A 23,700-nucleotide genomic window follows, 5' to 3' on the forward strand; every position below is an offset into this window, starting at 1 on the left:
CAGCCCGAGGACCGGGTGGTCATGCTGGTGCCGGGCGGCAACGCCGGCGCGGCGGTAGCCCTGGCGGACAGGCGCGGCAGCGGCGGCGGCATCGACGCCGTTATGGCCGCGGCGCTGAATTGGCAAGCGCGGACGGTGTGCGTCGAGGCGCCGCAGGTCCTCTATTACCGCGCCTACGGCCGCACCGGCGTGGTCCACTCGCCGTTCCGTGCGGAAGGGCGCGGCGAGAGTTTGGGACCAGTTAGGGGACCAGTTGACGATTCTGTCTGTGACGAGAACGTGACATGATGCAGGTTATGCGTGGTGCGCCGTCAGGGTTTCGAACCCCGGACCCGCTGATTAAGAGTCAGCTGCTCTACCAACTGAGCTAACGGCGCTTCTAAACGGCCGAGACCGCGTAGGCGACAATAACAGGCGTCGTGCCGTCCAGTGAAATCCCGACCGGTTCCCAGGATAGCCGCTCGGCCGCGGGTGATCCGCATGGTTCGGAGCGGTCCGGCGCGTCTCGAGCATTACCCGCTCGACCGGGGTCGGCGTCACCGCGGCTAGACGCGCCACCCGTAATGTCTTCGAATAGTTTTCGCCGCAACCTGATTGGCGAGCTGGACGGTTATCAGAAGAGCGTGCCGCAATAAGGCACCCGGTCGGTGGCGAACATGGCGTCCAGGGTGCGCAGCGTGCCCGGCTGCAGTTCCGTGATGCGGTTCGCCCGGTGAAGTTCCGACGGGCGGTGAGCCCCCATGTAGATGGTTCCCAGATCACCGAGGCTTATCTGGACGTCCGCGGGCCCGTCGTGTGGTGTGCACTCGCCGACACCATCGCGTGTCTGCAGCCGGAATCGTCCACCAGCGACGCTGAGCGGGTCCGTGATGTCCAGGACGATGTCGGCGTCGGATGAATACCCGCGGGCGCCGAGCGCGGCGGGCACGTTCATGATTCGCAGCCACAGGAAATCGCTCATGCCTATCGTTTTCGCGGCGAGCTGGTCTTTGAGTTTGAGTGGGAGCGGGTCATCGACCGGGACCTCCATCACGATGTTGTCGAACGTTTTGGAGCCCACCAGAGTCGCCAGCAGTTCGTCGTGGGCTTCGTTCGTGACCGCGCAGAAGTCTTGGACGATCACGCTGCCGAATGGCCGCCGATAGGCGTGCGGCGACGCTCCCACGACGCGGTAGGTCACAAAACCGTCCGGATGAACGATGAAATTGAGCGTCGATCCGTTGTCCCGCTGGGTGATCCTGTCTTCGAGGATGTCGTCCCACCACGCATCATCTCGGCTCAGCGCACCCGGAGTTATGGCGCGCCACCGCTCGTAGAGCGGGGGCAGCAGGCTTGCCGCCTGGGCAGCGTCGACCTCACGAGCCCGATTTCGGTCGGGCTTGTTGCGCAGCTGGGTGAAACGCGGCTCGATGTCGTAGGTCCTGGCATAGCTGGCCACCCCGGCCCCAAGGATTTCGTAAACCGTTGGCTGGGTGGGAACGCCGCAAAGAATGGGATAACCACGCTCCTGCAATATTGCGAAGCCCTGGATGCTGAGCTGTTGCCAGATTCCTTGTCCCTGATGCGTCGCCGCGACTGCGATCATCGACAACCAGGCGGCGTCGAGACTGGCGCCCCCTGGCACGGTGAGCCGCAGTGGGTAGTAAAGGGAAGTTCCGACCAGGTGCGGCTCTTCCGGATCGGACATGTCTTCGGCGATCAGGATGTCTTGCAGGTTGACCCGCCGCGTCCAGGCGGCGACGTCGTGCGGGTCCACGGCAATCCCATATGCGCGCGCCTGGTTCTCGTAGACGGCCTGCCAGTCCTTCTCGGTCGGATGCTTGATCCTGATGGCGTCCTTTGTTGCATTCATCGCTCATCCAATTCGCTACTGGCCCAGCTGAATTCGTGATGTGCACTCCGAATCCAACAAAGCTCGTTTACTGGAATGCCGCCCTTCTTCGGTACCCGAGTCCCGGGTGGTGAAACGTCGCAACGACGTTGGTGACGCCGCCCACAAGCCGTCATAGTAGGAGCAGGGGTGTAAGGCGGATCACCGGTGTGACGGAATCAATTGCGCTAACGCGGCCGTCTTACTGTTACATAAGCCACGCGTGCGTCTCCGACGCATCGGCGGAAATGAGTGCCGAGGGGGCGTCAAACGGTCCCTGTATGGGTATAGAGCTAGGCCGGAGGCGCCGGAAAAGAAAGGACGCCAGTGCTGCGAGGAATCGCTCGACTTGCCATCGCGGCGCCCAGACGCATCATCGCGGCCGCCGTTTTCGTCCTGGTGGTCTGCGGGATCTTCGGGATTCCGGTGGTAAACAGGCTGTCGGCCGGCGGATTCCAGGACCCGACCTCGGAATCGGCGCGGGCGACCGAACTGCTCAGGGACAAGTTCGGTCAAACCGAGCAGAAGATGCTGATCGCGCTGACCGCGCCCGCGGGCGCCCGCAGCGACAAAGCGCGCCAGGTGGCCACCGACATCGTCGACCACCTGAAACGATCGCCTTGGGTCATCGACGTTTCTTCGGCGTGGACCTCGCCGCCCCAGACCGCGGCCCAGCTGGTCAGCAAGGACAACAAGTCCGGGATGATCGTGGCCGACTTGAGAGGCGGGGAGAACAAGGCCCAGGAGTACGCCAGCGCGCTCATGCGTGAGGTGGTCCACGACCGGGACGGCGTCACCGTTCGCGCCGGTGGGATGGCCGTGGCGTACGCCCAGATCAATCAGCAGAACCAGCGCGACCTGATGCTGATGGAGTCGATCGCGATTCCGTTGAGCTTCGCGGTGCTGGTGTGGGTGCTTGGCGGTGTGGTGGCGGCGACGCTGCCGATCGTGTTGGGCGCATTGGCCATCGTCGGCACCATGTCGGTGCTGCGACTGATCACCTACGTCACCGACGTGTCGACGTATGCGCTGGACCTGAGCATTGCGATGGGTCTGGCCCTGGCGATCGACTACAACCTGTTGATCATCACTCGCTATCGCGAGGAGCTGGCCCGAACCGAGGACCGGGATCAGGCGTTGTTTCGGACCATGGCCACCGCCGGCCGAACCGTTCTGTTCTCGGCCACCACCGTCGGGCTGTCAATGGCGGTGATGGCGCTGTTCCCGATGTACTTCCTCAAGTCGTCGGCCTACACGATCGTGGTCACGGCGATCATCGTGGCACTCGCCGCTGTCGTGGTGACGCCGGCCGCGATCGTGCTGCTGGGGCCGCGGTTGGACTCGCTGAACGCCCGTCGGGTGATGCATCGCGTGCTGCACGGGCAGCGGCCGTTCCGCGATCACGCGCACCAGCCGCTCGAGACACAGTTCTGGTACCGGTCGACGCGCTACGTGTTGCGCCACGCCATGTCGGTCGGTCTGAGTGTCGTGGTGTTGCTGCTGTTGCTCGGTGCGCCGTTCCTCGGGGTGAAGTGGGGTTTCCCTGACGAACGGGTGCTGCCCAAAGGGGCGTCTGCGCGCCAGGTTGCCGACATGTTGGACAACGATTTCGCTAACGGGCTAGGCACCGGGGTCTCCGTCGTCGTCCCCGACGTTCGCGGCATGACCCCCGCCGACCTGGAGCGCTACGCCGCCGAGCTGTCCCGGGTGGCCGACGTCTCCGCGGTCAGCGCGCCGGCCGGCACGTTCGTGGGCGGGAAACGGGTGGCGCCGCCCGCCGAGGCCACCGGCATGGCCAACGGCGCAGCGTTTCTGACGGTGTCGAGCACTGCGCCGCTGTATTCGAAGGCTTCGAACACGCAACTCGACCGACTGCATCAGGTCGCTGGGCCGGCCGGCCACTCGGTGCTGGTGACCGGTCTGGCGCAGATCAACCGCGACAGTGTCGACGCCATCACCAAGCGACTGCCGCTGGTGTTCGGGCTGATTGCCCTGATCACCTTTGCCCTACTCTTCCTGCTGACCGGCAGCGCGGTGCTGCCGCTGCAGGCGCTGGTGTGCAACGTGCTGTCACTGACCGCGGCGTTCGGCGCGATGGTGTGGATCTTCCAGGACGGCCACCTGGGCGCGCTGGGCACCACACCCAACGGGACGTTGAACGCCAACATCCCGGTGTTGTTGTTCTGCATCGCCTTTGGGCTGGCCATGGATTACGAGGTGTTCCTGGTTTCGCGCATCCACGAATACTGGCTGGCCTCGCAGGCCATCCGGGAGACGCCGCCGACGGCCGCCGAGGCGCGCGCCGCCACCGACGAGAGCACGGCGCTGGGTATCGCCGGGATCGGCCGGGTGGTCACCACCGCCGCTGTGGTCATGTCGATCTCGTTCGCCGCCTTGATCCCCGCGCACGTGTCGTTCATGCGCATGCTGGGCCTGGGCCTCACGCTCGGCGTCCTCGTCGATGCCACCCTGGTCCGAATGGTCTTGGTACCGGCCTTCATTCACCTGCTGGGCCGCTGGACCTGGTGGGCTCCGCGGCCGATGGTGTGGCTGCGGGAACGGTCCGCAACCGGTGAAGAGGGCGAGGTCGCGGTGGGGCGGGGCCGCTGGGCCCGCGACGCTCCGAACGGGGGCCGGTCATTGACCAGAAGGTGGACTGACAGGGCCGCCGCCGAGCGCACCTGACCCGCGAACATGCATTGCGCACCAATGGTTTTCCACTACCGCGAAGTCCGAAACGCCGGACACCCACGGAGATTTTCATGTCGCACACACTGATCGCCGCTCTCCTCGCGTTGAGTTCCGCATTATGCATTGCCACGGGCGACGTGTTGCAGCAACGCACGGCCCAGCGGATCACCGACCGGGCGGTAGGCTCCGTCGAATTGTTCGCCAATTTGCTTCGCAGCCAACGCTGGTGGTGGGGCACGCTGCTCTTGGCGGCGAGCATTGCGTTGCAAGTCGCGGCCCTGGGCGAGGGTTCGGTGCTGCTGGTCCAGGCGCTGCTGATGTTTTCGGTGCTCTTCGCGCTGCCCCTCAACGCCAGGCTGTCGCACCGGGCCGTCACCGCAGGCGAGTGGGTGTGGGCCGCGTTGTTGACCGCCGCGGTGACGGTGGTGGTCGTCGTCGGCAATCCGCAAGCCGGCCATAGCGGCGCATCGCTTCGCACCTGGGCGGTGGTGGCCATCGTGTTGGGGCCGCTCCTGATCGGCTGTGTGGTGGCCGGCCGCATTCGGGGCGGCGCGGTGGCCGCCATGTTGTTCGCCTTCGTGTCCGGGGCGTTGTGGGGCACCTTTGCGGCGCTCACCAAGGAGGTCGTCGCTCGGCTCGGCGAGGGGCCAGCCGCGGTGATGCGCGCCCCGGAGCTCTACGCCTGCATCCTTGTCGCCCTGGGCGGCGTGGTGTGGAGCCAGGCGGCGTTTCGCGCCGGGCCGCTGACCGCGTCCATGCCCACGCTGCAGGTGTCGCAGCCCGTCGTCGCGGCGGTGCTGGGCGTCGTCGTCCTCGGCGAGACGCTTGAGACCGGTCGACCCGGCATGATCGCCCTGACGGCAGCGGCGCTGGTGATGATCGCGGCCATCATCAAGCTCGCGCGCGTCGAGGCCGTCAGCGCCCGCGACAGGGGCGACGCCGAACTGCACGAAGAGTCCAACTTGCCGGCGTAGTCGGTGCCGCTGGCTGTTGGCCGCGCCGGAAATGACGATTTCATTGCGGCGATGACACCGAACGGACGCCCCGGCTCAGCTGGCACGGGAGCGTCGGCAGATGCCATTAGAATGCCTGCAGCTACCTCGCTGGTCAGCGGTGACCATCTGGAGAATTGAATGGAAGGTCACTGGATGGCGCATTTGCGGAAACGCCGATCATGGCTGGTGGCTGCCATCGTTCCGATTGCTGTGCTCACCGCCGCCTGCGATGGCAACCACGCGGCGGCACCGGCGAAGGTCATCTTCGACAAGGGCACCCCGCTGGCCGACCTGCTGGTCCCGAAGCTCACCGCCTCGGTGACCGACGGCGCCGTCGGTGTGACGGTGGATGCGCCCGTCACGGTGAGCGTTGCCGACGGCGTGCTCGCCTCGGTCAGCATGGTCAACGAGAACGGCAGGTCGATCAGCGGGCAGCTGAGTCCCGACGGCCTGCGGTGGTCGACCACCGAGCAGCTCGGCTACAACCGGCGTTACACGTTGACCGTGAAGGCAACCGGCCTAGGCGGCGCGGCCAGCAAGCAGATGTCGTTCGAGACCAGTTCACCCGCCCACCTGACCATGCCCTACGTCAGCCCGGCCGACGGCGAGGTGGTGGGCATCGGTGAGCCGGTGGCGATCCGCTTCGACGAGAACATCGCCAACCGGGCGGCGGCCCAGAAGGCCATCAACATCACCACTAACCCTCCGGTCGAGGGCGCGTTCTATTGGCTGAACAACCGCGAAGTGCGTTGGCGCCCAGAACATTTCTGGAAGTCAGGGACCACCATCGACGTGGCGGTCAACACCTACGGGGTGGACCTGGGCGACGGGATGTTCGGCGAGGACAACGTCAAGACGCACTTCACCATCGGTGACGAGGTGATCTCGACGGCCGACGACACCACCAAGACGGTGACCGTGCGGGTCAACGGCGATGTTGTCAAGACCATGCCGACGTCGATGGGCAAGGACAGCACCCCAACGGCCAACGGCGTCTACATCATTGGCGCCCGGTTCAAGCACATCATCATGGACTCCTCGACCTACGGGGTTCCGGTCAATTCGCCCAACGGATACCGCACCGAAGTCGACTGGGCCACGCAGATGTCCTACAGCGGCGTTTTCGTCCATTCCGCGCCATGGTCGGTGGGCGCGCAGGGGCACACCAACACCAGCCACGGCTGCCTGAACGTGAGTCCCAGCAACGCCGAGTGGTTCTACGACCACAGCAAGAGCGGTGACATCGTCGAGGTGGTGCACACGGTCGGGCCGACGCTGCCCGGGATCGAGGGGCTGGGCGACTGGAACATCCCGTGGCCGCAGTGGAAGGCGGGCAACGCCAACACCTGACGTAGCGGTCAGTCGATCTTGTGCCAGCTCCCGCAGCTTCGAGTCATGAACGCGGTATCGGTCGGCAGGATCCGGACCACCTGGGGGCCGTCGCCGACGTTGTTGTCGATGATGTCGTTGGTATCGAAGCTGCGCAGCCTCGCCCAATAGCACCCGGACTTGGCGCCATCGCTGCGGTAGGTGCCCGCCGCGATGTCCTTGTTGACGATGTAGGTGCCGTTGTTCTCGATCGATGTCTTGGGCCCCGGCGGGGGTGGCGGGGCGACGGTCTTGGTCACCGTCTTGGTTTCTGGTGGCAGTGTCGACATCACCGTCGTCGTGGTGTGACTCGACCCGCCACAACCCGCGAGGAACAGCGCGACCCCCACGACGGCCGCTGCCCCCGGGCGCAGGCGCCGGGGTCGGGGCGGGGCGGGGCGTTGTCTCGTCACTACCTTCCACTCACGGGTGCATCGGCATCGCGCCGAGTCGGTAACACCATAAAAGGTCAGGGAGCGGTGATGCTCCCTGACCTGTGGGGTGAGTGACGGGACTCGAACCCGCGACATTCAGGATCACAACCTGACGCTCTACCAACTGAACTACACCCACCACGGCCGCAAGCCGACCTGCGCACGATGTCGGTCAACGAGCGGCGACGTCGATACTAGCCGGTCGGCGGCGCGGAGGCCGAATCGTTTGGTCCCGGTGCGTCTTTTCCGCCATCGAGGGCGGCGACGATCGCCTCGATTTCGCTGGTAGACGGGCCCGGCGGCGCGACGAACGCGGCCTGGCGGTAGAACTGCAGCTCGCGGATGGACTCGTGGATGTCGGCCAAAGCGCGATGGGCCAGGCCTTTTACCGGCTGACCGAAGTAGATCCGCGGATACCAGCGGCGGCAGAGCTCTTTGATCGAACTCACATCGATCATGCGGTAGTGCAGGTAGGCGTCCAGGGCGGGCATGTCGCGCACGATGAAGGCGCGATCGGTGGCGATGGAGTTTCCGGCCAGCGGCGCCGTCTTGGGTTGCTTGACGTGTTCGCCGATGTAGTCGAGCACCATCGCCTCGGCGGTCGCCAGGTCGACGGTCGAGGCCCGCACTTCGTCGGTGAGCCCCGAGCGCGAGTGCATTTCGCTGACCACGTCGCCCATCGCCGCGAGCGCGGCGTCGTCGGCATGGATCACCACGTCGACCCCGTCGCCGAGAACGTTCAGATCGGCGTCGGTCACCAGCGCCGCGATCTCAATCAGCTTGTCCGAGCCCAGATCAAGCCCGGTCATCTCGCAGTCGATCCACACCAGTTCGTCTCGCACAGCGCTCAGACTAGTGGCGATCGCAAGCGCGGCGGAGCCGGGCGCTGCGGGTCGCCACCATCGGACTAGTGGCGATCGCAAGTGCGGCGGAGCCGGGCGCTGCGGGTCGCCACCGTCGGACCAGTGGCGATCGCAAGCGCGGCGGAGCCGGGCGCTGCGGGTCGCCACCCAGTGCACTACGCGCAGGTGACGCCCGCGCCGGTCCTCGCCCGCGTCTCAACTGGAGAAGTAGGGTGAGCGTTGTCGAACTGCATGCCGAATCACCGGGGAAGAGGGGCGCAGCACGATGAGCACCGATTCAGCGGCCACGGCCGCGACGCGGATCGCCGAGGGCTACGCCGTCGGTGGCCAGGCACTCGAATTGGGCACGGTCGTCATCGACGGGGCGGCCGATCCGACGGCACAGATCCGTATCCCGCTGGCCACCATCAACAGGCACGGCCTGGTGGCCGGCGCCACCGGCACCGGCAAGACCAAGACGCTGCAACTGATCGCCGAGCAGCTCAGCGCCGCGGGTGTTCCCGTGCTGATGGCCGATGTGAAGGGCGACCTGTCCGGGCTTGCCCAGCCCGGCAAGGGCGACGACAAGACGGCCGCGCGGGCCAAAGACACCGGCGACGACTGGGAGCCGACCGGTTTTCCGGTCGAGTTCTTGTCGCTGGGCACCGATGGGGTCGGTGTGCCGATCCGGGCCACGGTGGCCAGCTTCGGTCCCGTGCTGTTGTCAAAGGTGCTGGGGCTCAACGCCACTCAGGAGTCCACGCTGGGGCTGATCTTCCACTGGGCCAAGGAGAACAACAGCACCCTGGTGACCCTGAACCAGCTGCGTGATGTCATCACCCACCTGACCAGCGATGCCGGCAAGGAAGACCTGAAATCCCTTGGCGGAGTGTCGTCGACGACGGCCGGGGTGATCCTGCGGGCACTGGTGAACCTCGAGGGCGAGGGCGGCGACACGTTCTTTGGCGAGCCGAAGCTCGACCCGCGGGATCTGCTACGCGTTCAGGAGGGCCGCGGCATCATTTCGCTGCTGGAGTTCGGCGGTCAGTCGTTGCGCCCGGTCATCTTCTCGACCTTCCTGATGTGGCTGCTGGCCGACCTGTTCACGGTGTTGGACGAGGTCGGCGACGTGGACAAGCCGAAGCTGGTCTTCTTCTTCGACGAGGCGCACCTGTTGTTCGCCGACGCGTCCAAGGCGTTTCTCGAGCAGGTCGAGCAGACCGTGAAGCTGATCCGGTCGAAGGGCGTCGGGGTGTTCTTCTGCACCCAGTTGCCCACCGACATTCCCAACGACATCCTCTCCCAGTTGGGCGCGCGCATTCAGCACGCGTTGCGCGCGTTCACGCCCGACGACCAGAAGGCGCTGAGCAGGACCGTCCGGACCTACCCGAAAACCGATGTCTACGACCTGGAATCGGCGTTGACGTCGCTGGGGATCGGCGAGGCGGTGGTGACCGTGCTGTCCGAGAAGGGTGCGCCGACGCCGGTCGCGTGGACCCGCATGCGAGTGCCCCGCTCGTTGATGGCCTCGATCGGCAACGACGCGATCCAGTCGGCGGCGAAAAACAGTGCGCTGCAGGCCACCTACGGCGAGACCAAGCCTCAACCGGCGCAGCCGCAGGCCAGCCCGCCGGCTCGGGCCCCGTCGCGGGCGCCGCAAACCCAGTCGGACTACCCGCCGGTCCCCTCGAATGAGGCGGTCCCGCCGATGCCGGAGCCGGCGGAGCCGGCGGGGCCAAAGGGTCCCTCGATGTGGGAGGAAGTGCTGCAGAACCCGACGGTGAAAAGCGGCATCAACACCGCGATACGTGAAGTGGTGAAAAACATCTTCGGCACCGGGCGCCGCCGCCGGAAGTAGCGCTGGCCGTTCGTCGCGCCCGTAACGCCACGGCGAAAAATCGGGCTGATAATCGCCGCTCCGTTACGCCCAGGGAGCCGCCGCCGCTACGACGCCGCTACGCCGCCGCCGGAACTATCCGCCGCCGAGCTTCTTGTAGAACGCGCCAACGATGGGCGCCACGATGGCGCGCGGGCCGTACCCGCTGGCCACCGACATGGCCTTTGACGTCAGACCCGGGACGACGCGCATCTTGTTGCGCGCCAACGCATCCAGCGACACGCGCGCGGTGTGCTCGGTCGAGATCCACAGAAAGTCCGGCACCAGCCGCTCGACGATCGAGGCCTCGGTGTCGTCGGGCAGATCGGTCCGCACCGGGCCCGGCGCCAGCAGGGTCACGTTGACGCCGGACCCGCGCAGCTCACCGCGCAGCGATTCGCTGAAGGTGTTCGCGAACGCCTTGGTCGCCGCATAGGTGGCGTTGTAGGGGATCGGCGAATTACCAGCCGCCGAACCGGAAATGAGGATGCCGCCGGACTTCCGCTCGACCATTCCCGGCAGCACGGCCAGCGTAAGGTCATGCACCCCAAGGACATTCAGCTGCAGTTGCGCCTTCTCGCCGGCCGGATCGAGCGTGGCGACCGGACCGAAGGTCGCGGTGCCCGCGTTGGCGCACAGGATCGAGATGGGGCGGGCGGCCAGCTCGTCGCACAGCTTCGCCCGTTCGCCCGGGTCGGCCAGGTCGGCGGGGCGCACGTCGACGGTGACGCCGTACTTGCCGGTCAACCGGGCGGCCAGGTCCTTGAGCAGGTCTTCGCGACGTGCGGTGACGATCAGGTGGTGTCCGCGTGCGGCGAGTTCGGTGGCGAGTGCCTCACCGATGTTCTGCGAAGCTCCGGTGACAACGGCGCGCGCCTCGGCGCTTGGGGCGGGTAACGGCATGCGCCAATCGTAGACAGCGGGCGCAACGCGGCCCGCGGGCGATCGCGGGCGCCTATAGAGTGCCGGGCATGAGCCAGCCGGAGTCGCATCCCGCCACGCCCGCGCGATCGCGCGTGCTGGCCTGGGCGCTCTGGGACTGCGGTTCGACCGGCCTCAACGCGATCGTGGCGACCTTCGTCTTCTCCGTCTATCTGACCAGCAGCGTTGGGGTGGGGATACCCGGTACCACCACCCCGGCGAGCTGGTTGGGCCGCGCGGCGGCCATCGCCGGGCTGACGGTCGCCGTGCTCGCGCCGGCCGTCGGCGTGTGGGTGGAATCCCCGCACCGCAGGCGGGTAGCGCTCAGTGTGCTGACCGCCACAGCGGTGACGCTGACCGGTGCGATGTTCTTCATCCGCGACCGTCCCGGCTACCTGTGGGCGGGCCTGGTGCTGCTGGGGGCGACGGCGGCGTGCGGCGATTTGGCCAGCGTCCCGTACAACGCCATGCTGCGTCAGCTTTCGACGCCGCAGACTGCCGGGCGGATATCCGGGTTCGGCTGGGCGTCAGGTTATGTCGGAAGCGTTCTGCTGCTGCTGGTGATCTACACCGGGTTCATCTCCGGGTCCGGCGGCGGTCCTGACGCGACGCGCGGTCTGCTGCGAGTTCCCTTGCGGGACGGGCTTTACGTCCGCGAGGCGATGGTGGTGGCCGCGATCTGGTTCGCGGTGTTGGCGCTGCCCCTGCTGTTCGTCGCGCAGCGGCTCACCGCGTCCTCGGAGGAGTATCAGCCGACCAGCATGCTGGGCGGCTATCGAAAGTTGTGGACCGAGGTCAGCGGGGAGTGGAAGCGCGACCGCAACCTGGTGTACTTCCTGTTCGCCAGCGCCCTCTTCCGCGATGGGCTGGCGGCGATCTTCGCTTTCGGGGCGGTGCTCGGCGTCAACGTGTACGGCATCTCCCAGGCCAACGTGCTGATCTTCGGGGTGGCCGCCAGCGTGGTCGCCGCCGTGGGGGCGGTGCTGGGCGGGTTCGTCGACCACGGGGTCGGGTCGAAGCCCGTCATCGTGGCCTCACTGCTCGCGATCATCGTCCTGGGACTGACCCTGATGGTGCTGTCCGGCCCGGTGGCCTTCTGGGTGTGCGGGCTGCTGCTGTGCATGTTCATCGGCCCGTCGCAGTCGTCGTCGCGCGCCCTGCTGCTGCACATGGCCAAGCACGGCCGGGAAGGCGTCGCGTTCGGCCTCTACACCATGACCGGGCGGGCGGTGGCGTTCGTCGCGCCCTGGCTGTTCTCGGTGTTCGTCGACGTCTTCGGCGCCGTGCGGGCCGGCCTGGGTGGGATTTCGCTGGTGCTGGTCGCCGGACTGGTGGCGATGCTGGCGGTCCGGGTCCCGCTGCGCGCCTCCGCGGTCGCCCAACCCGCGGCCGAGCCGTCGTAGCGGGCGCGGCCGGCTAGCCGCGGGCGTCGCAGATCGTCAGACCGCCGCCGACGCGCTTGCTGACCTGCACCCCGTCGACGGTCAACGTGCAGGTGACGCTGTGGCCGATGTTGACGATGGTGACGTTGGCCGGGTGATTGGCCGACTTGGACAGGCTGACCTCTTTGCTCCAGGGCAGCGCCACGTTGAATTCGGTCTGGATGAGGCCGCCGGTGTCGATGTACATGATGCTGATCGCGCGGCCCTCGCCCGAGACGGTGTAGACGACATCCTGCATTGCCGCCGGCCCGGTCGTCTCGGGGGGCAGGGCGGGAACGCTGGTCGGTGGTATCGGTGCCGGAATGAGCGACGGGGTCCGGTGCGGCGACGTCGTCGTGGTCGGCGTGCTGGGCTCGGGCATCGCCGGCAACGGCGGGACCGCGGTCTGGGTCTTGATCGCGTCGTTCGCGAGCACCAACGCGATCACCAAGGCGACGGCCAGCAACACGGCCGCGCCGGCGCCGATCCACAACCACCGCGACGATTTCGGAGCGTCGGGCGGCGGGGGAGCCATGCCGGGCGGCAGCTCGCTCGCCGGGGGCAGGTCTTGCTGCCAGTAGGCCGGCAGCCGCTTGGTCGTGTTCGCCTCGTTCGGACTGGGCGCCCACGGTGATGACGTCGTCCCGCCATAGCTCGGCCCGTACGGCGTCTGGTCGGCGTACGCGGGATCGGCGGAGGGCGAATACCTCGGCTGCTGCGGCCCCGGCTGCGACGTGCTAAACCGCTCGGTGGGACGTGAATCGTTCATGTCCACCTCATGGCTTGCAGGGTACCTGTACTGAAGTGTTAAAGCCCTGAGTCACCTTACGGCGCGATGTTCAGGGGCACCGATTTCCGGCGGCGAGCGCGGCCACCGTCATCGCCCGCATGACGGTGCGCGACCGCGCCGTGCGGACCGTCTTGCTGCGCGAGGCGTCCGAGGACTTCATGCTGTGCGGGGTCGAATTCAGCAGACCGAACACGGCGTGCGCCGCCAGCCGAGCGTCGGCCTCGGCCAGCTCGGGATTGAGCTCCCGCAGCACCCCCACCCAGACCTCGACGTACTGACGCTGGGATTTGCGCACCTGCTTTTCGGCCGCCTCGGGCAGATGCGCGAGGTCGCGATCCTGGATGCGGATCAGGTCGGGTTCGTCGAACACGAAGTCCAGATGGAAGTCGATCAACCCGTCCAGCACGGCGGTGGCATCGGCGTTGTCGGCCCGCACCCGCCGCGCACCGGCGAGCAGCCTGGTGCTGATACCCACCAGCAATTCGACGAGCAGCGACTCCTTATTCGGGAAGTGACGGTAGATCGCCGGACCGCTGACGCCGGCCGCGGCGCCGATGTCTTCCAGCCGCACCGCGAGGAACCCGCGCTCGGCGAACAACCGCTCGGCGGCGGACAGAAGTTGTAGGCGGCGGTCAGACTTCAACTGACTCCGGCGATTTGGAGCGTCGGGGGCACCCGCCTGACCGTCGGAGGCGGACGTTGTCATGACGAACCTCCGTTGGTTAACTGGCCCTAACGTAGCACGAGTTATTCGCGATTAACTCGCGTTTTCCGATTGGTGCGATCGTTTCTGGACCGGCAACGACGACGATGGTATTCTCCCCTTGAGTTAATGAGCATTAACTCAAGAATTGCCTGACCGCACGACGGCAAGGAGGCTGCTGCGGCGATGGACAACGTGGTGACCTCGCCCGCGAAGGCCGAGGCGTCGTTCGCCGACGAGCACCGCCGGCTGGTCGGCGAGCAGAACGCCAAGCTGGCCGCGGCGGCGCTGGGCGGTAACGAGCGCGCGCGGGAACGCCACGTCAGCCGCGGCAAGCTGTTGCCTCGCGAACGGGTGGACCGCCTGCTCGACCCGGGTAGCCCCTTCTTGGAGCTCTCCCCGCTGGCCGCGGACGGCATGTACGGCGACGAATCTCCGGGCGCGGGAATCATCACCGGCATCGGCCGGGTCTCGGAGCGGGAGTGCGTGATCGTCGCCAACGACGCGACGGTCAAGGGCGGCACCTACTACCCGATGACGGTAAAAAAGCATCTGCGCGCCCAAGAGGTGGCGCTGCAGAATCGGCTCCCGTGCATCTACCTGGTGGACTCCGGGGGTGCGTTCTTGCCACGGCAGGACGAGGTGTTCCCCGACCGCGAGCATTTCGGTCGCATCTTCTACAACCAGGCGACCATGAGCGCCAAGGAGATTCCACAGGTGGCCGCGGTGCTCGGTTCATGCACGGCCGGCGGCGCCTACGTGCCCGCGATGAGCGACGAGGCCGTCATCGTCCGCGAGCAGGGCACGATCTTCTTGGGGGGTCCACCCTTGGTCAAGGCGGCGACCGGCGAGATCGTGTCGGCCGAAGACCTCGGTGGTGGTGACCTGCATTCCCGCGTTTCCGGTGTCACCGACCACCTCGCCGACGACGACGAACACGCCCTGCGGATCGTGCGTGCGATCGCGGCCACCTTCGGCCCGCGCGGGTCCAGCCCGTGGGAGGTGCGATCCCCGGTCGCACCCAGGTGCGTGCAGACCGAGCTCTACGACGTGGTGCCGCCCGACCCGCGCGTGCCCTACGACGTGCACGAGGTCATCGTGCGGCTGGTCGACGGCGGCGAATTCAGCGAATTCAAGGCCAATTACGGCAAGACCCTGGTGACCGCGTTTGCCCACATCCACGGCCACCCGGTGGGCATCGTGGCCAACAACGGCGTGCTGTTCAGCGAATCCGCCTTGAAGGGCGCGCATTTCATCGAGCTGTGCGACAAGCGCAAGATCCCGCTGCTGTTCTTGCAGAACATCGCCGGCTTCATGGTCGGTCGCGATTACGAGGCCGGCGGCATCGCCAAGCACGGCGCCAAGATGGTCACCGCCGTCGCCTGCGCGCGGGTGCCCAAGCTGACCGTCGTGATCGGTGGTTCCTATGGGGCGGGCAACTATTCGATGTGCGGCCGGGCCTATTCGCCACGCTTCCTGTGGATGTGGCCCAACGCCCGCATCTCGGTGATGGGCGGCGAACAGGCCGCGTCGGTGCTGGCCACCGTGCGCGGCGAGCAGCTCGCCGGGGCGGGCAAGCCGTGGTCGACCGACGAGGAAGAGGCGTTCAAGGCGCCCATTCGCGAACAATACGAGAGTCAGGGCAACCCCTACTACTCCACGGCCCGGCTGTGGGACGACGGGATTATCGATCCCGCCGATACCAGAACCTTTGTCGGGCTGGCCCTTTCGGTGTGTGCGCAAGCGCCGCTGGAACCCGTCTCCTACGGCGTCTTCCGGATGTGAGTGCAGTGTTCGAAACCGTTTTGGTGGCCAACCGGGGCGAGATCGCGGTTCGGGTGATCCGCACCCTGCGCCGACTGGGCATCCGCTCGGTCGCCGTATACAGCGATCCCGACGACGGCGCGCGCCACGTGCTCGAGGCCGACGAGGCGGTGCGACTCGGCCCCGCGGCGGCGCGCGAGAGCTATCTGAACATCGACAGGGTCGTCGAGGCGGCCGTCCGTACCGGATCTCAGGCGATCCATCCGGGTTACGGATTCCTCTCGGAGAACGCCGATTTCGCCGCCGCCTGCGAGCGGGCCGGGGTGGTCTTCCTAGGGCCGCCGGCCCGGGCGATCCAGGTGATGGGCGACAAGATCACCGCCAAGAACGCGGTCGCCGCCTTCGACGTCCCGGTGGTTCCCGGGGTCGCCAAATCCGGCCTGAGCGACGACGAGTTGGTCGCGGCCGCGGACGAGGTCGGATACCCGGTGCTGATCAAACCGTCGGCGGGCGGCGGCGGTAAGGGCATGCGCCTGGTGGAAGAACCGGGCAGGCTGTGCGAGGCGCTGGTGGGCGCGCGGCGCGAGGCCGCCTCGTCCTTCGGAGACGACACCCTCTTCCTCGAACGATTCGTGTTGCGCCCCAGGCACATCGAGGTCCAGGTGCTCGCCGACACGCACGGCAACATCGTGCACCTCGGCGAGCGCGAATGCAGCCTGCAGCGCCGCCACCAGAAGGTGATCGAGGAGGCGCCGTCGCCGTTGCTTGACGAGGCGACCCGGGCGCGCATCGGGGAGGCCGCCTGCAACACCGCGCGCAGCGTCGACTACGTCGGTGCGGGCACCGTCGAATTCATCGTCTCCGCGGCCCGGCCCGACGAGTTCTTCTTCATGGAGATGAACACCCGCCTGCAGGTCGAGCACCCGGTGACCGAGGCGGTCACCGGGCTGGACCTGGTCGAGTGGCAGCTACGGGTCGCCGCCGGGGAGAAGCTGGCGTTCGCCCAGGACGACGTCGAATTGCGCGGGCACGCGATCGAGGCCCGGGTGTATGCCGAAGATCCGGCACGGGGATTCCTGCCGACGGGCGGGCGGGTGCTGCAGGTCTTCGAGCCGTCCGGTGACGGTGTGCGGGTGGATTCTTCGCTGCGGGCGGGCACGCTGGTCGGCAGTGACTACGACCCGATGCTGAGCAAGGTGATCGCCCACGGGACCGACCGCGACGAGGCGCTGACGAAACTCGACCGGGCATTGAGCCGGACCGCGATCCTGGGCGTGCAGACCAACATCGAATTCCTGCGGTTTCTGCTGGCCGACGAACGCGTGCGTGCCGGTGACCTTGATACCGCGCTGCTCGATGAGCGGCTGGCCGAGTTCGCTCCGGTGCCGGCCCCCGATGACGTGCTCGCGGCGGCGGGTCTTTACCGGCAATCGGCGCTGGCGTTGCGGGCTCGCCGCTTCGCGGGTAATCCGTGGGCGGCGCCGACGGGTTGGCGGGTCGGCGGCAGGCCCGCACCGGTTCGCACCGACATGCGCACCCCGCTACGCACCGAGACGGTGTCGGTGTGGGGGCCACCCGAGGCCGCCGGTGTTCGGGTGGGTGACGGTGAAACATATTCCGCCGCAGCGCAAGTCGAGCAATCGCGAATGAGCGTTACGCTGGACGGGCTGCGCCGGGAATACCACTGGGCCGAAGCCGACCGGCACTTGTGGATCGCCGACGAGCGTGGCATCTGGCACCTGCGTGAGGCCGAGGAGAACAAGATCCATCGCGCCGCGGGCGCGCAGCGGGCCGAGATCGTCAGCCCGATGCCCGGCAGCGTGATCGCGGTTCAGGCATCCTCGGGCACCGACGTTTCCGAAGGCGACGTGGTGGTCGTCGTCGAGGCGATGAAAATGGAACATTCGCTTGCCGCACCGGTTTCCGGACAGGTGGAGGTGCTGGTCTCCGTCGGCGATCAGGTGACGGTGGACCAGGTGCTGGCCCGGCTGGTGCCCGCTGAATCCGGCGCGGCAAGCGATTCGAGTGAGGACGCGTCATGACCACATCCATTACCGCGGGGACCCTACCCAAGGAATACCAGGACCTGCGCGACACGGTCGCGGAGTTCGCGCGCACCGTCGTCGCTCCGGTATCGGCCAAACACGATGAGGAGCACAGCTTCCCGTACGAGGTCGTCGCCAAGATGGGGGAGATGGGCCTGTTCGGATTGCCGTTCCCCGAGAAGTACGGCGGCATGGGCGGCGACTACTTCGCGCTGTCGCTGGCGCTCGAGGAACTCGGCAAGGTCGACCAGTCGGTGGCGATCACCCTGGAGGCCGGCGCCAGCCTGGGCGCGATGCCCATCTACCGGTTCGGCACCGAAGAGCAGAAGCAGAAGTGGCTGCCGGACCTGACCGCCGGCCGGGCGCTGGCCGGCTTCGGGCTCACCGAACCCGGGGCCGGCTCGGACGCCGGCGGAACGCGCACCACCGCCCGGCTCGACAACGGCGAGTGGGTGATCAACGGCAGCAAGCAATTCATCACCAACTCGGGTACCGACATCACCTCGCTGGTCACCGTCACCGCCGTCACCGGCACCAATGCGAACGGCAAGAAAGAAATCTCCTCGATCATCGTGCCCAGTGGCACACCGGGATTCACGGTCGAACCGGTGTACAGCAAGGTCGGCTGGAACGCGTCGGACACCCACCCGTTGAGCTTTGACGACGCCCGCGTCCCGCAGGAGAACCTGCTGGGTGCCCGGGGCACCGGCTACTCGGGCTTCCTGTCGATCCTGGACGAGGGCCGCATCGCGATCGCCGCGCTGGCAACCGGGGCGGCGCAGGGCTGCGTGGACGAAAGCGTCAAGTATGCCAAGGAACGCCAGGCGTTCGGCCAGCCGATCGGCGCCTACCAGGCGATCAGCTTCAAGATCGCCCGGATGGAGGCGCGTGCCCACGTGGCCCGCACGGCCTACTACGATGCTGCTGCAAAGATGTTGGCGGGCAAGCCCTTCAAGAAGGAGGCGGCAATCGCGAAGATGATCGCCTCGGAAGCAGCGATGGACAACGCCCGCGATGCCACGCAGATTCACGGCGGCTACGGCTTCATGAACGAATATCCGGTCGCCCGCCACTACCGCGACAGCAAGATCCTCGAAATCGGTGAAGGGACTACCGAAGTGCAGCTGATGCTCATCGCGCGATCACTGGGACTGTCATGAGCGAACCGGCCAAATCAGTTGTCCAGCGGGGCTTGTGGTTTGACGAGTTCGAGATCGGCACCACCTACCTGCACCGGCCCGGCCGCACGATCACCGAGGCCGACAACGTCTTGTTCACCACGCTCACCATGAACACCCAGTCGCTGCACCTGGACGCGGCCTGGGCGGCCGAGCAACCCGGCTTTCGCGGCGAGCGGCTGGTGAACTCCATGTTCACGCTGTCCACCCTGGTGGGGCTGTCGGTGTCGCAGCTGACGCTTGGCACCATCGTGGCCAACCTCGGCTTCTCCGAGGTGTCCTTCCCCAAGCCCGTCTTCCACGGCGACACCCTCTACGCGGAAACCGTCTGCACGGCCAAGCGGGAATCCAAGAGCCGGCCCGGCGAAGGCATCGTCACCCTCGAGCACACCGGACGCAACCAGGACGGCGAGGTCGTCGCGCGGGCGGTGCGCACCACCTTGGTGCAGAAACGCCCTGCCGGCCAGGAGGTCAAGTGAACCTGCAAGCCGCCGGCCCCGGCTGGTTGTTCTGCCCGGCCGACCGTCCCGAGCGTTTCGCCAAGGCCGCCGCTGCCGCCGACGTGGTGATCCTCGACCTTGAGGACGGCGTGGCCGAAGCGGATAAACCCGCGGCGCGCAAGGCGTTGCAGGAGACGCCGCTGGATCCCGAGCGCACCGTAGTGCGGGTCAACGCCGCCGGCACCGCGGAATACCCGCTGGATCTCGAAGCCCTGGCCGGCACCGCCTACACCACCGTGATGCTGTCCAAGACGGAATCGGCCGCGCAGGTGACGGCGCTGGCGCCCCGCGAGGTGATCGCGCTGCTGGAGACGCCGCGCGGTGCGGTGTTCGCCACCGAAATCGCGGCGGCACCGGGCACCGTCGCGCTGATGTGGGGCGCCGAGGATCTGGTCGCCACGCTCGGCGGTAGCTCCAGCCGCAAGGCCGACGGCACCTACCGCGACGTCGCGCACCACGTGCGGTCGACGGCCCTGCTCACGGCGTCCACCTTCGGTCGGGTCGCGCTCGACGCCGTGCACCTGGACATCCGTGACCTCGATGGCCTGCGGGCCGAGGCCGAGGACGCCGTCGCGCTGGGTTTCGCCGGAACGGTGTGCATCCACCCGAGCCAGATTCCGGTGGTGCGCGAGGCGTACCGCCCCAGCGAGGAGCGGCTGGACTGGGCGCGGCGGGTGCTGACCGCGGCGCGGTCCGAACGCGGCGTCTTCGCGTTCGAGGGACAGATGGTCGACTCGCCGGTGCTCAAGCACGCGCACATGACGTTGCGCAGGGCGGGCGAGTCCGTCCCCGACTGACGGCTCCCCGAACGCGGCGTGGGCGAGGCGCGACACGTTGTGCCGTCGTCGCAATCAACGCGGTCTCTTCTCGTTCGAGCGCATAATGGTGGGTACGTCAGTGTCGCGGCGAGCGAAGCCTTTCGTGTAGCTGGCGATCGACTCCCGCTCGCGGCACCCGGCGAGGGAGGCGGTGTGGCGCAAATGTCTTCGGTGCCGATGGCTGTCGAGCTGGAACCGGTGCAACTCGTCGCTCCCGATGGCACACCGACGCCCGAACACCGCTATAGCCGTGAGCTTCCCGCGGAGACGCTGAGCTGGCTCTACGAGATGATGGTGGTCACCCGCGAGCTGGACGGCGAATTCGTCAACCTCAAGCGGCAGGGGGAGCTGGGGCTGTTCGCGTCCTGCCGCGGTCAGGAAGCCGCTCAGGTTGGCGCCACGGCGTGCCTGCGCAAGACGGATTGGTTGTTCCCCCAATATCGGGAGCTCGGCGCGTTTTTGGTGCGCGGCATCCCGCCGGGGCATGTGGGGGCGGCGTGGCGCGGAACGTGGCACGGCGGCCTCGAGTTCACCAAGAAATGCTGTGCCCCCCTGTCGATTCCGATCGGCACCCAGACCCTGCACGCCGTGGGCGCGGCCATGGCCGCCCAACGCCTCGGCGAGGATTCGGTGACGGTGGCCTTCCTCGGCGACGGCGCCACCAGCGTGGGAGACGTGCACGAGGCGTTGAACTTCGCGGCGGTGTTCGGCACGCCTTGCCTGTTCTTCGTGCAGAACAATCAGTGGGCGATCTCGATGCCGATATCCCGACAGACCGCCGCACCCTCGCTGGCGCACAAGGCGATTGGTTACGGAATGCCCGGAATCCGGGTGGACGGCAACGACGTTTTGGCCTGCTACGCGGTGACGGCCGAGGCCGCCGCCCGAGCCCGGGCCGGCGGTGGGCCGACGTTGATCGAGGCGGTCACCTACCGCCTGGCCCCGCACACCACATCCGACGATCCGAGTCGATACCGGACGCAAGAGGAAGTGGATCGCTGGGCGGCGCTGGAACCGATCGCGCGGTACCGCAGCTACCTGCAGGGCCAAGGTCTGTGGTCGGACCGGTTGGAGGAACGCGTCGCGGCCCGAGCCAAGCGGATGCGGGCCGAATTGCGCGACGCGGTGTTCGACGCGCCCGACTTCGACATCGACGAGGTGTTCACCTCGGTGTACGCCGAGATCACACCGGGGCTAGAGGCACAGCGCCAGCAGCTGCGGGCCGAACTCGACCGAAGCGATTGAGAGGCATCCATGACTCAGCTCGCTGATCGCCCGGCCGGCCACGACGAGACGCTCACCGCGGCAGTAGAACACGTCGTGCTGGGCGCGCAGTCGCTGACCATGGTGCAGGCGCTCAACCGCGCCCTGCACGACGCCATGGCCGCCGACGATCGGGTGCTGGTGTTCGGCGAAGACGTCTCGGTCGAGGGCGGGGTGTTTCGGGTCACCGAGGGGCTGGCCGCGGCGTTCGGCGAAGCACGCTGCTTCGACACGCCCCTCGCCGAATCGGCCATCATCGGGATCGCGGTGGGGCTGGCGTTGCGCGGCTTCGTGCCGGTACCCGAGATCCAGTTCGACGGGTTCTCCTACCCGGCCTTCGATCAGGTGGTCAGCCACCTCGCCAAGTACCGCACCCGCACCCGCGGCGAAATCAACATGCCGGTGACGGTGCGCATCCCCTCGTTCGGGGGAATCGGTGCCGCCGAACATCATTCGGACTCGACCGAGTCGTATTGGGCCCATACCGCCGGCCTGAAGGTGGTAGTACCGTCCAGCCCCGCCGACGCGTATTGGCTACTGCGGCACGCGATCACCTGCCCGGACCCGGTCATGTACTTGGAGCCCAAGCGCCGCTACCAGCGTCGCGGGCTGGTTGACGTCACCCGGCCCGAACCACCGATCGGACGGGCGATGGTGCGCCGGCCGGGTACCGACGTGACCGTCGTGACGTACGGCAGCCTGGTCGGCACGGCCGTCGGAGCAGCCGAAGAGGCTCAGCGGCAACGCGGTTGGAGCCTGGATGTCATCGATCTGCGCTCGCTGGTGCCACTGGACTTCGATACCGTCGCCGCGTCGATCCACCGGACCGGACGCTGCGTGGTGATGCACGAGGGCCCCCGGAGCCTGGGGTACGGGGCCGGCCTGGCCGCCCGAATCCAGGAGGAGTTGTTCTACGAGCTGGAGGCCCCGGTGTTGCGCGCGTGCGGGTTTGACACCCCGTACCCGCCGGCGCGGCTGGAGAAGTGGTGGCTGCCCGGACCCGACCGGCTGCTTGATTGCGTCGAGCGCGTGCTGGGGCAGCCATGAACGACGAGCGGGTCAAGTCGTTTCGGGTCCCCGACCTCGGCGAGGGGTTGGAAGAAATCACCGTGACGCAGTGGCACGTGGCGGTGGGCGAGGACGTCGAGCTCAACCAGGTGCTGTGCACGGTGGAGACGGCCAAGGCCGAAGTGGAGATCCCCAGCCCGTACGCGGGTCGCATCGTCGAACGCAACGGCGCCGAAGGCGATGTCCTCAACGTCGGGGCGGTGCTGCTGCGGATCGACACAGCGCCGCTGGGCGGCGATTCGCCGGCCGCCGAGACGGCGCCACCGACGCTGGTCGGTTATGGCGCCGACTCCGGCATCGACATCAGCCGGCGCACCACCCGCCCGCTGGCCGCGCCTCCGGTGCGCAAGCTGGCCAAAGAGCTGATGGTGGATCTCAACTCGGTGCAGGGTGGCGCGGGCGCCATCATCACTCGGGAGGACGTGCTGGCGGCGGCCGGCGGGAACGGCCATGGCGCCGACGTGCGGCCGGTCCAGGGTGTGCAGGCCCGGATGGCGGAGAAAATGACGCTGTCGCACAAGGAGATTCCACCGGCGAAAGTCGGTGTCGAGGTCGACTGCGCCGAGCTGCTGCGGCTGTCCGACCGGTTCCGCGCGGAGCAGGAGACCATCACACCCTTCGTCCTGACGCTGCGCTTGCTGGTCATCGCGTTGCGCCACAACGAGATGTTGAATGCGACCTGGGTGGACTCGCCGCAGGGACCGCGGGTGCGCGTCGAGCACCGTGTGCACCTGGGCATCGCCGCGGCCACCGAGCGTGGATTGCTGGTCCCGGTGATCGCCGATGCCCACACGATGACGACCCGCGAACTGGCAAGCAGGGCAGCCCAATTGATTGCCGGCGCGCGTGCCGGCAGCCTGGGACCGGGGGAGCTGCGCGGCTCGACGTTCACCGTGACGAACTTCGGGGCGCTGGGTGTGGACGACGGGGTGCCGGTGATCAACCATCCCGAAGCCGCCATCCTCGGCATGGGAGCGATCAAGCCGCGGCCCGTCGTCCGGGGCGGCGAGATCGTGGTGCGCCCGACGATGTCGTTGACATGTGTGTTCGACCATCGCATCGCCGACGGGGCGCAAGCCGCCCAATGTGTCTGCGAACTAAGGGATCTGATCGAGGCACCGGAGACCGCGTTGCTCGACTTGTGAGCGCCGGG

At 67.3% G+C, this 23,700-nt stretch carries 20 protein-coding genes and 2 tRNA genes; 14 read left to right on the forward strand and 8 right to left on the reverse strand.

Going from position 1 to position 23,700, the window contains the following annotated elements; translation table 11 throughout:
- Nucleotides 1-288: hypothetical protein (locus A5622_RS29600; RefSeq protein WP_197507989.1), on the forward strand; the 288-nt coding region annotated here is incomplete at its 5' end.
- A 13-nt stretch (nucleotides 289-301) separates the two neighbouring features.
- On the opposite strand, the gene A5622_RS10485 is transcribed toward A5622_RS29600, so the two are convergent.
- Both A5622_RS10485 and A5622_RS10490 read right to left on the reverse strand, forming a co-directional pair.
- A tRNA-Lys gene (locus A5622_RS10485) sits at nucleotides 302-377 on the reverse strand.
- Between the two features lie 236 nt (nucleotides 378-613).
- Nucleotides 614-1,852 (reverse strand): GNAT family N-acetyltransferase, encoded by a 1,239-nt coding sequence (locus A5622_RS10490; protein ID WP_066878350.1) that lies wholly within the window; start codon nucleotides 1,850-1,852, stop codon nucleotides 614-616.
- A gap of 345 nt (nucleotides 1,853-2,197) precedes the next feature.
- Here A5622_RS10490 and A5622_RS10495 point away from each other — a divergent pair, with 345 nt between their 5' ends.
- The 3 genes from A5622_RS10495 (at nucleotide 2,198) to A5622_RS10505 (ending at nucleotide 6,906) form a co-directional block, all read left to right on the forward strand.
- Entirely contained in the window at nucleotides 2,198-4,555 is a 2,358-nt protein-coding gene (locus tag A5622_RS10495) for an MMPL family transporter (RefSeq protein WP_066878352.1), read from the forward strand.
- 77 nt (nucleotides 4,556-4,632) lie between these two features.
- Complete coding sequence (locus A5622_RS10500) at nucleotides 4,633-5,535, forward strand: DMT family transporter (protein WP_066860346.1); 903 nt, start codon at nucleotides 4,633-4,635, stop codon at nucleotides 5,533-5,535.
- A 159-nt stretch (nucleotides 5,536-5,694) separates the two neighbouring features.
- Complete coding sequence (locus A5622_RS10505) at nucleotides 5,695-6,906, forward strand: Ig-like domain-containing protein (protein WP_066860342.1); 1,212 nt, start codon at nucleotides 5,695-5,697, stop codon at nucleotides 6,904-6,906.
- An 8-nt stretch (nucleotides 6,907-6,914) separates the two neighbouring features.
- On the opposite strand, the gene A5622_RS10510 is transcribed toward A5622_RS10505, so the two are convergent.
- The 3 genes from A5622_RS10510 to orn all read right to left on the reverse strand — a co-directional run bounded on the left by A5622_RS10510 (nucleotide 6,915) and on the right by orn (nucleotide 8,200).
- On the reverse strand, nucleotides 6,915-7,337 hold the full coding sequence (locus A5622_RS10510) for a hypothetical protein (RefSeq protein ID WP_369806973.1): 423 nt from the start codon (nucleotides 7,335-7,337) through the stop codon (nucleotides 6,915-6,917).
- An 84-nt stretch (nucleotides 7,338-7,421) separates the two neighbouring features.
- Nucleotides 7,422-7,497, reverse strand: a tRNA-His gene (locus A5622_RS10515).
- A gap of 55 nt (nucleotides 7,498-7,552) precedes the next feature.
- Nucleotides 7,553-8,200, reverse strand: a complete 648-nt coding sequence (gene orn, locus A5622_RS10520) for an oligoribonuclease (protein WP_066860339.1) — start codon at nucleotides 8,198-8,200, stop codon at nucleotides 7,553-7,555.
- A gap of 286 nt (nucleotides 8,201-8,486) precedes the next feature.
- Here orn and A5622_RS10525 point away from each other — a divergent pair, with 286 nt between their 5' ends.
- Entirely contained in the window at nucleotides 8,487-10,058 is a 1,572-nt protein-coding gene (locus A5622_RS10525; protein ID WP_066878354.1) for a helicase HerA-like domain-containing protein, read from the forward strand.
- 114 nt (nucleotides 10,059-10,172) lie between these two features.
- Here A5622_RS10525 and cmrA read toward each other — a convergent pair whose 3' ends face one another.
- Nucleotides 10,173-10,979 (reverse strand): mycolate reductase, encoded by an 807-nt coding sequence (gene cmrA, locus A5622_RS10530; protein WP_066860333.1) that lies wholly within the window; start codon nucleotides 10,977-10,979, stop codon nucleotides 10,173-10,175.
- Between the two features lie 68 nt (nucleotides 10,980-11,047).
- Between cmrA and A5622_RS10535 the strand changes: the two genes are divergently transcribed.
- Nucleotides 11,048-12,400, forward strand: a complete 1,353-nt coding sequence (locus tag A5622_RS10535; protein ID WP_066878356.1) for an MFS transporter — start codon at nucleotides 11,048-11,050, stop codon at nucleotides 12,398-12,400.
- A gap of 13 nt (nucleotides 12,401-12,413) precedes the next feature.
- Here A5622_RS10535 and A5622_RS10540 read toward each other — a convergent pair whose 3' ends face one another.
- Entirely contained in the window at nucleotides 12,414-13,193 is a 780-nt protein-coding gene (locus A5622_RS10540; protein ID WP_082972523.1) for an MmpS family transport accessory protein, read from the reverse strand.
- Between the two features lie 64 nt (nucleotides 13,194-13,257).
- On the reverse strand, nucleotides 13,258-13,914 hold the full coding sequence (locus tag A5622_RS10545; RefSeq protein WP_082984792.1) for a TetR/AcrR family transcriptional regulator: 657 nt from the start codon (nucleotides 13,912-13,914) through the stop codon (nucleotides 13,258-13,260).
- A 195-nt stretch (nucleotides 13,915-14,109) separates the two neighbouring features.
- Here A5622_RS10545 and A5622_RS10550 point away from each other — a divergent pair, with 195 nt between their 5' ends.
- The 8 genes from A5622_RS10550 (at nucleotide 14,110) to A5622_RS10585 (ending at nucleotide 23,692) form a co-directional block, all read left to right on the forward strand.
- The gene (locus A5622_RS10550) at nucleotides 14,110-15,696 is read left to right on the forward strand and encodes a carboxyl transferase domain-containing protein (RefSeq protein ID WP_066878380.1); all 1,587 of its coding nucleotides are present in this window, start codon (nucleotides 14,110-14,112) and stop codon (nucleotides 15,694-15,696) included.
- Nucleotides 15,697-15,701: 5 nt separating this feature from the next.
- Nucleotides 15,702-17,717 (forward strand): acetyl/propionyl/methylcrotonyl-CoA carboxylase subunit alpha, encoded by a 2,016-nt coding sequence (locus tag A5622_RS10555; protein ID WP_066878360.1) that lies wholly within the window; start codon nucleotides 15,702-15,704, stop codon nucleotides 17,715-17,717.
- A complete protein-coding gene (locus A5622_RS10560; RefSeq protein ID WP_066878362.1) occupies nucleotides 17,714-18,880 on the forward strand; it encodes an acyl-CoA dehydrogenase family protein in 1,167 nt (388 codons plus the stop codon). Before A5622_RS10555 ends, A5622_RS10560 begins: the two co-directional genes overlap by 4 nt.
- The gene (locus tag A5622_RS10565) at nucleotides 18,877-19,377 is read left to right on the forward strand and encodes a MaoC family dehydratase (RefSeq protein ID WP_066860317.1); all 501 of its coding nucleotides are present in this window, start codon (nucleotides 18,877-18,879) and stop codon (nucleotides 19,375-19,377) included. Before A5622_RS10560 ends, A5622_RS10565 begins: the two co-directional genes overlap by 4 nt.
- The gene (locus A5622_RS10570; RefSeq protein WP_066878363.1) at nucleotides 19,374-20,195 is read left to right on the forward strand and encodes a CoA ester lyase; all 822 of its coding nucleotides are present in this window, start codon (nucleotides 19,374-19,376) and stop codon (nucleotides 20,193-20,195) included. Before A5622_RS10565 ends, A5622_RS10570 begins: the two co-directional genes overlap by 4 nt.
- A gap of 183 nt (nucleotides 20,196-20,378) precedes the next feature.
- Nucleotides 20,379-21,461: a pyruvate dehydrogenase (acetyl-transferring) E1 component subunit alpha gene (gene pdhA, locus A5622_RS10575; protein ID WP_197497860.1), complete on the forward strand. Its 1,083-nt coding sequence runs from the start codon at nucleotides 20,379-20,381 to the stop codon at nucleotides 21,459-21,461.
- Nucleotides 21,462-21,470: 9 nt separating this feature from the next.
- Nucleotides 21,471-22,526, forward strand: coding sequence for a 3-methyl-2-oxobutanoate dehydrogenase subunit beta (gene bkdB / locus A5622_RS10580; RefSeq protein ID WP_066878367.1), 1,056 nt, complete (start codon nucleotides 21,471-21,473; stop codon nucleotides 22,524-22,526).
- Nucleotides 22,523-23,692 carry a dihydrolipoamide acetyltransferase family protein gene (locus A5622_RS10585; RefSeq protein WP_066860303.1) on the forward strand — a complete coding sequence of 390 codons (1,170 nt, stop codon included), beginning with the start codon at nucleotides 22,523-22,525 and terminating at the stop codon, nucleotides 23,690-23,692. The genes bkdB and A5622_RS10585 overlap by 4 nt, the downstream gene beginning before the upstream one ends.
- Nucleotides 23,693-23,700 lie beyond the last annotated feature (8 nt).

This window comes from Mycobacterium sp. 1245801.1 (assembly GCF_001673055.1).
Classification (GTDB): Bacteria; Actinomycetota; Actinomycetes; order Mycobacteriales; family Mycobacteriaceae; genus Mycobacterium; species Mycobacterium europaeum_A.

Excerpts from the sequence above, each read along its gene's own strand:
- A5622_RS10565 (WP_066860317.1), top strand. The coding sequence starts at position 18,877 with ATGAGCGAACCGGCCAAATCAGTTGTCCAGCGGGGCTTGTGGTTTGAC.
- A5622_RS10560 (WP_066878362.1), top strand. The coding sequence starts at position 17,714 with ATGACCACATCCATTACCGCGGGGACCCTACCCAAGGAATACCAGGAC.
- A5622_RS10490 (WP_066878350.1), bottom strand. The coding sequence starts at position 1,852 with ATGAATGCAACAAAGGACGCCATCAGGATCAAGCATCCGACCGAGAAG.
- A5622_RS10585 (WP_066860303.1), top strand. The coding sequence starts at position 22,523 with ATGAACGACGAGCGGGTCAAGTCGTTTCGGGTCCCCGACCTCGGCGAG.
- A5622_RS10500 (WP_066860346.1), top strand. The coding sequence starts at position 4,633 with ATGTCGCACACACTGATCGCCGCTCTCCTCGCGTTGAGTTCCGCATTA.
- A5622_RS10525 (WP_066878354.1), top strand. The coding sequence starts at position 8,487 with ATGAGCACCGATTCAGCGGCCACGGCCGCGACGCGGATCGCCGAGGGC.
- A5622_RS10535 (WP_066878356.1), top strand. The coding sequence starts at position 11,048 with ATGAGCCAGCCGGAGTCGCATCCCGCCACGCCCGCGCGATCGCGCGTG.
- A5622_RS10505 (WP_066860342.1), top strand. The coding sequence starts at position 5,695 with ATGGAAGGTCACTGGATGGCGCATTTGCGGAAACGCCGATCATGGCTG.
- bkdB (WP_066878367.1), top strand. The coding sequence starts at position 21,471 with ATGACTCAGCTCGCTGATCGCCCGGCCGGCCACGACGAGACGCTCACC.
- cmrA (WP_066860333.1), bottom strand. The coding sequence starts at position 10,979 with ATGCCGTTACCCGCCCCAAGCGCCGAGGCGCGCGCCGTTGTCACCGGA.
- A5622_RS10545 (WP_082984792.1), bottom strand. The coding sequence starts at position 13,914 with ATGACAACGTCCGCCTCCGACGGTCAGGCGGGTGCCCCCGACGCTCCA.
- pdhA (WP_197497860.1), top strand. The coding sequence starts at position 20,379 with ATGTCTTCGGTGCCGATGGCTGTCGAGCTGGAACCGGTGCAACTCGTC.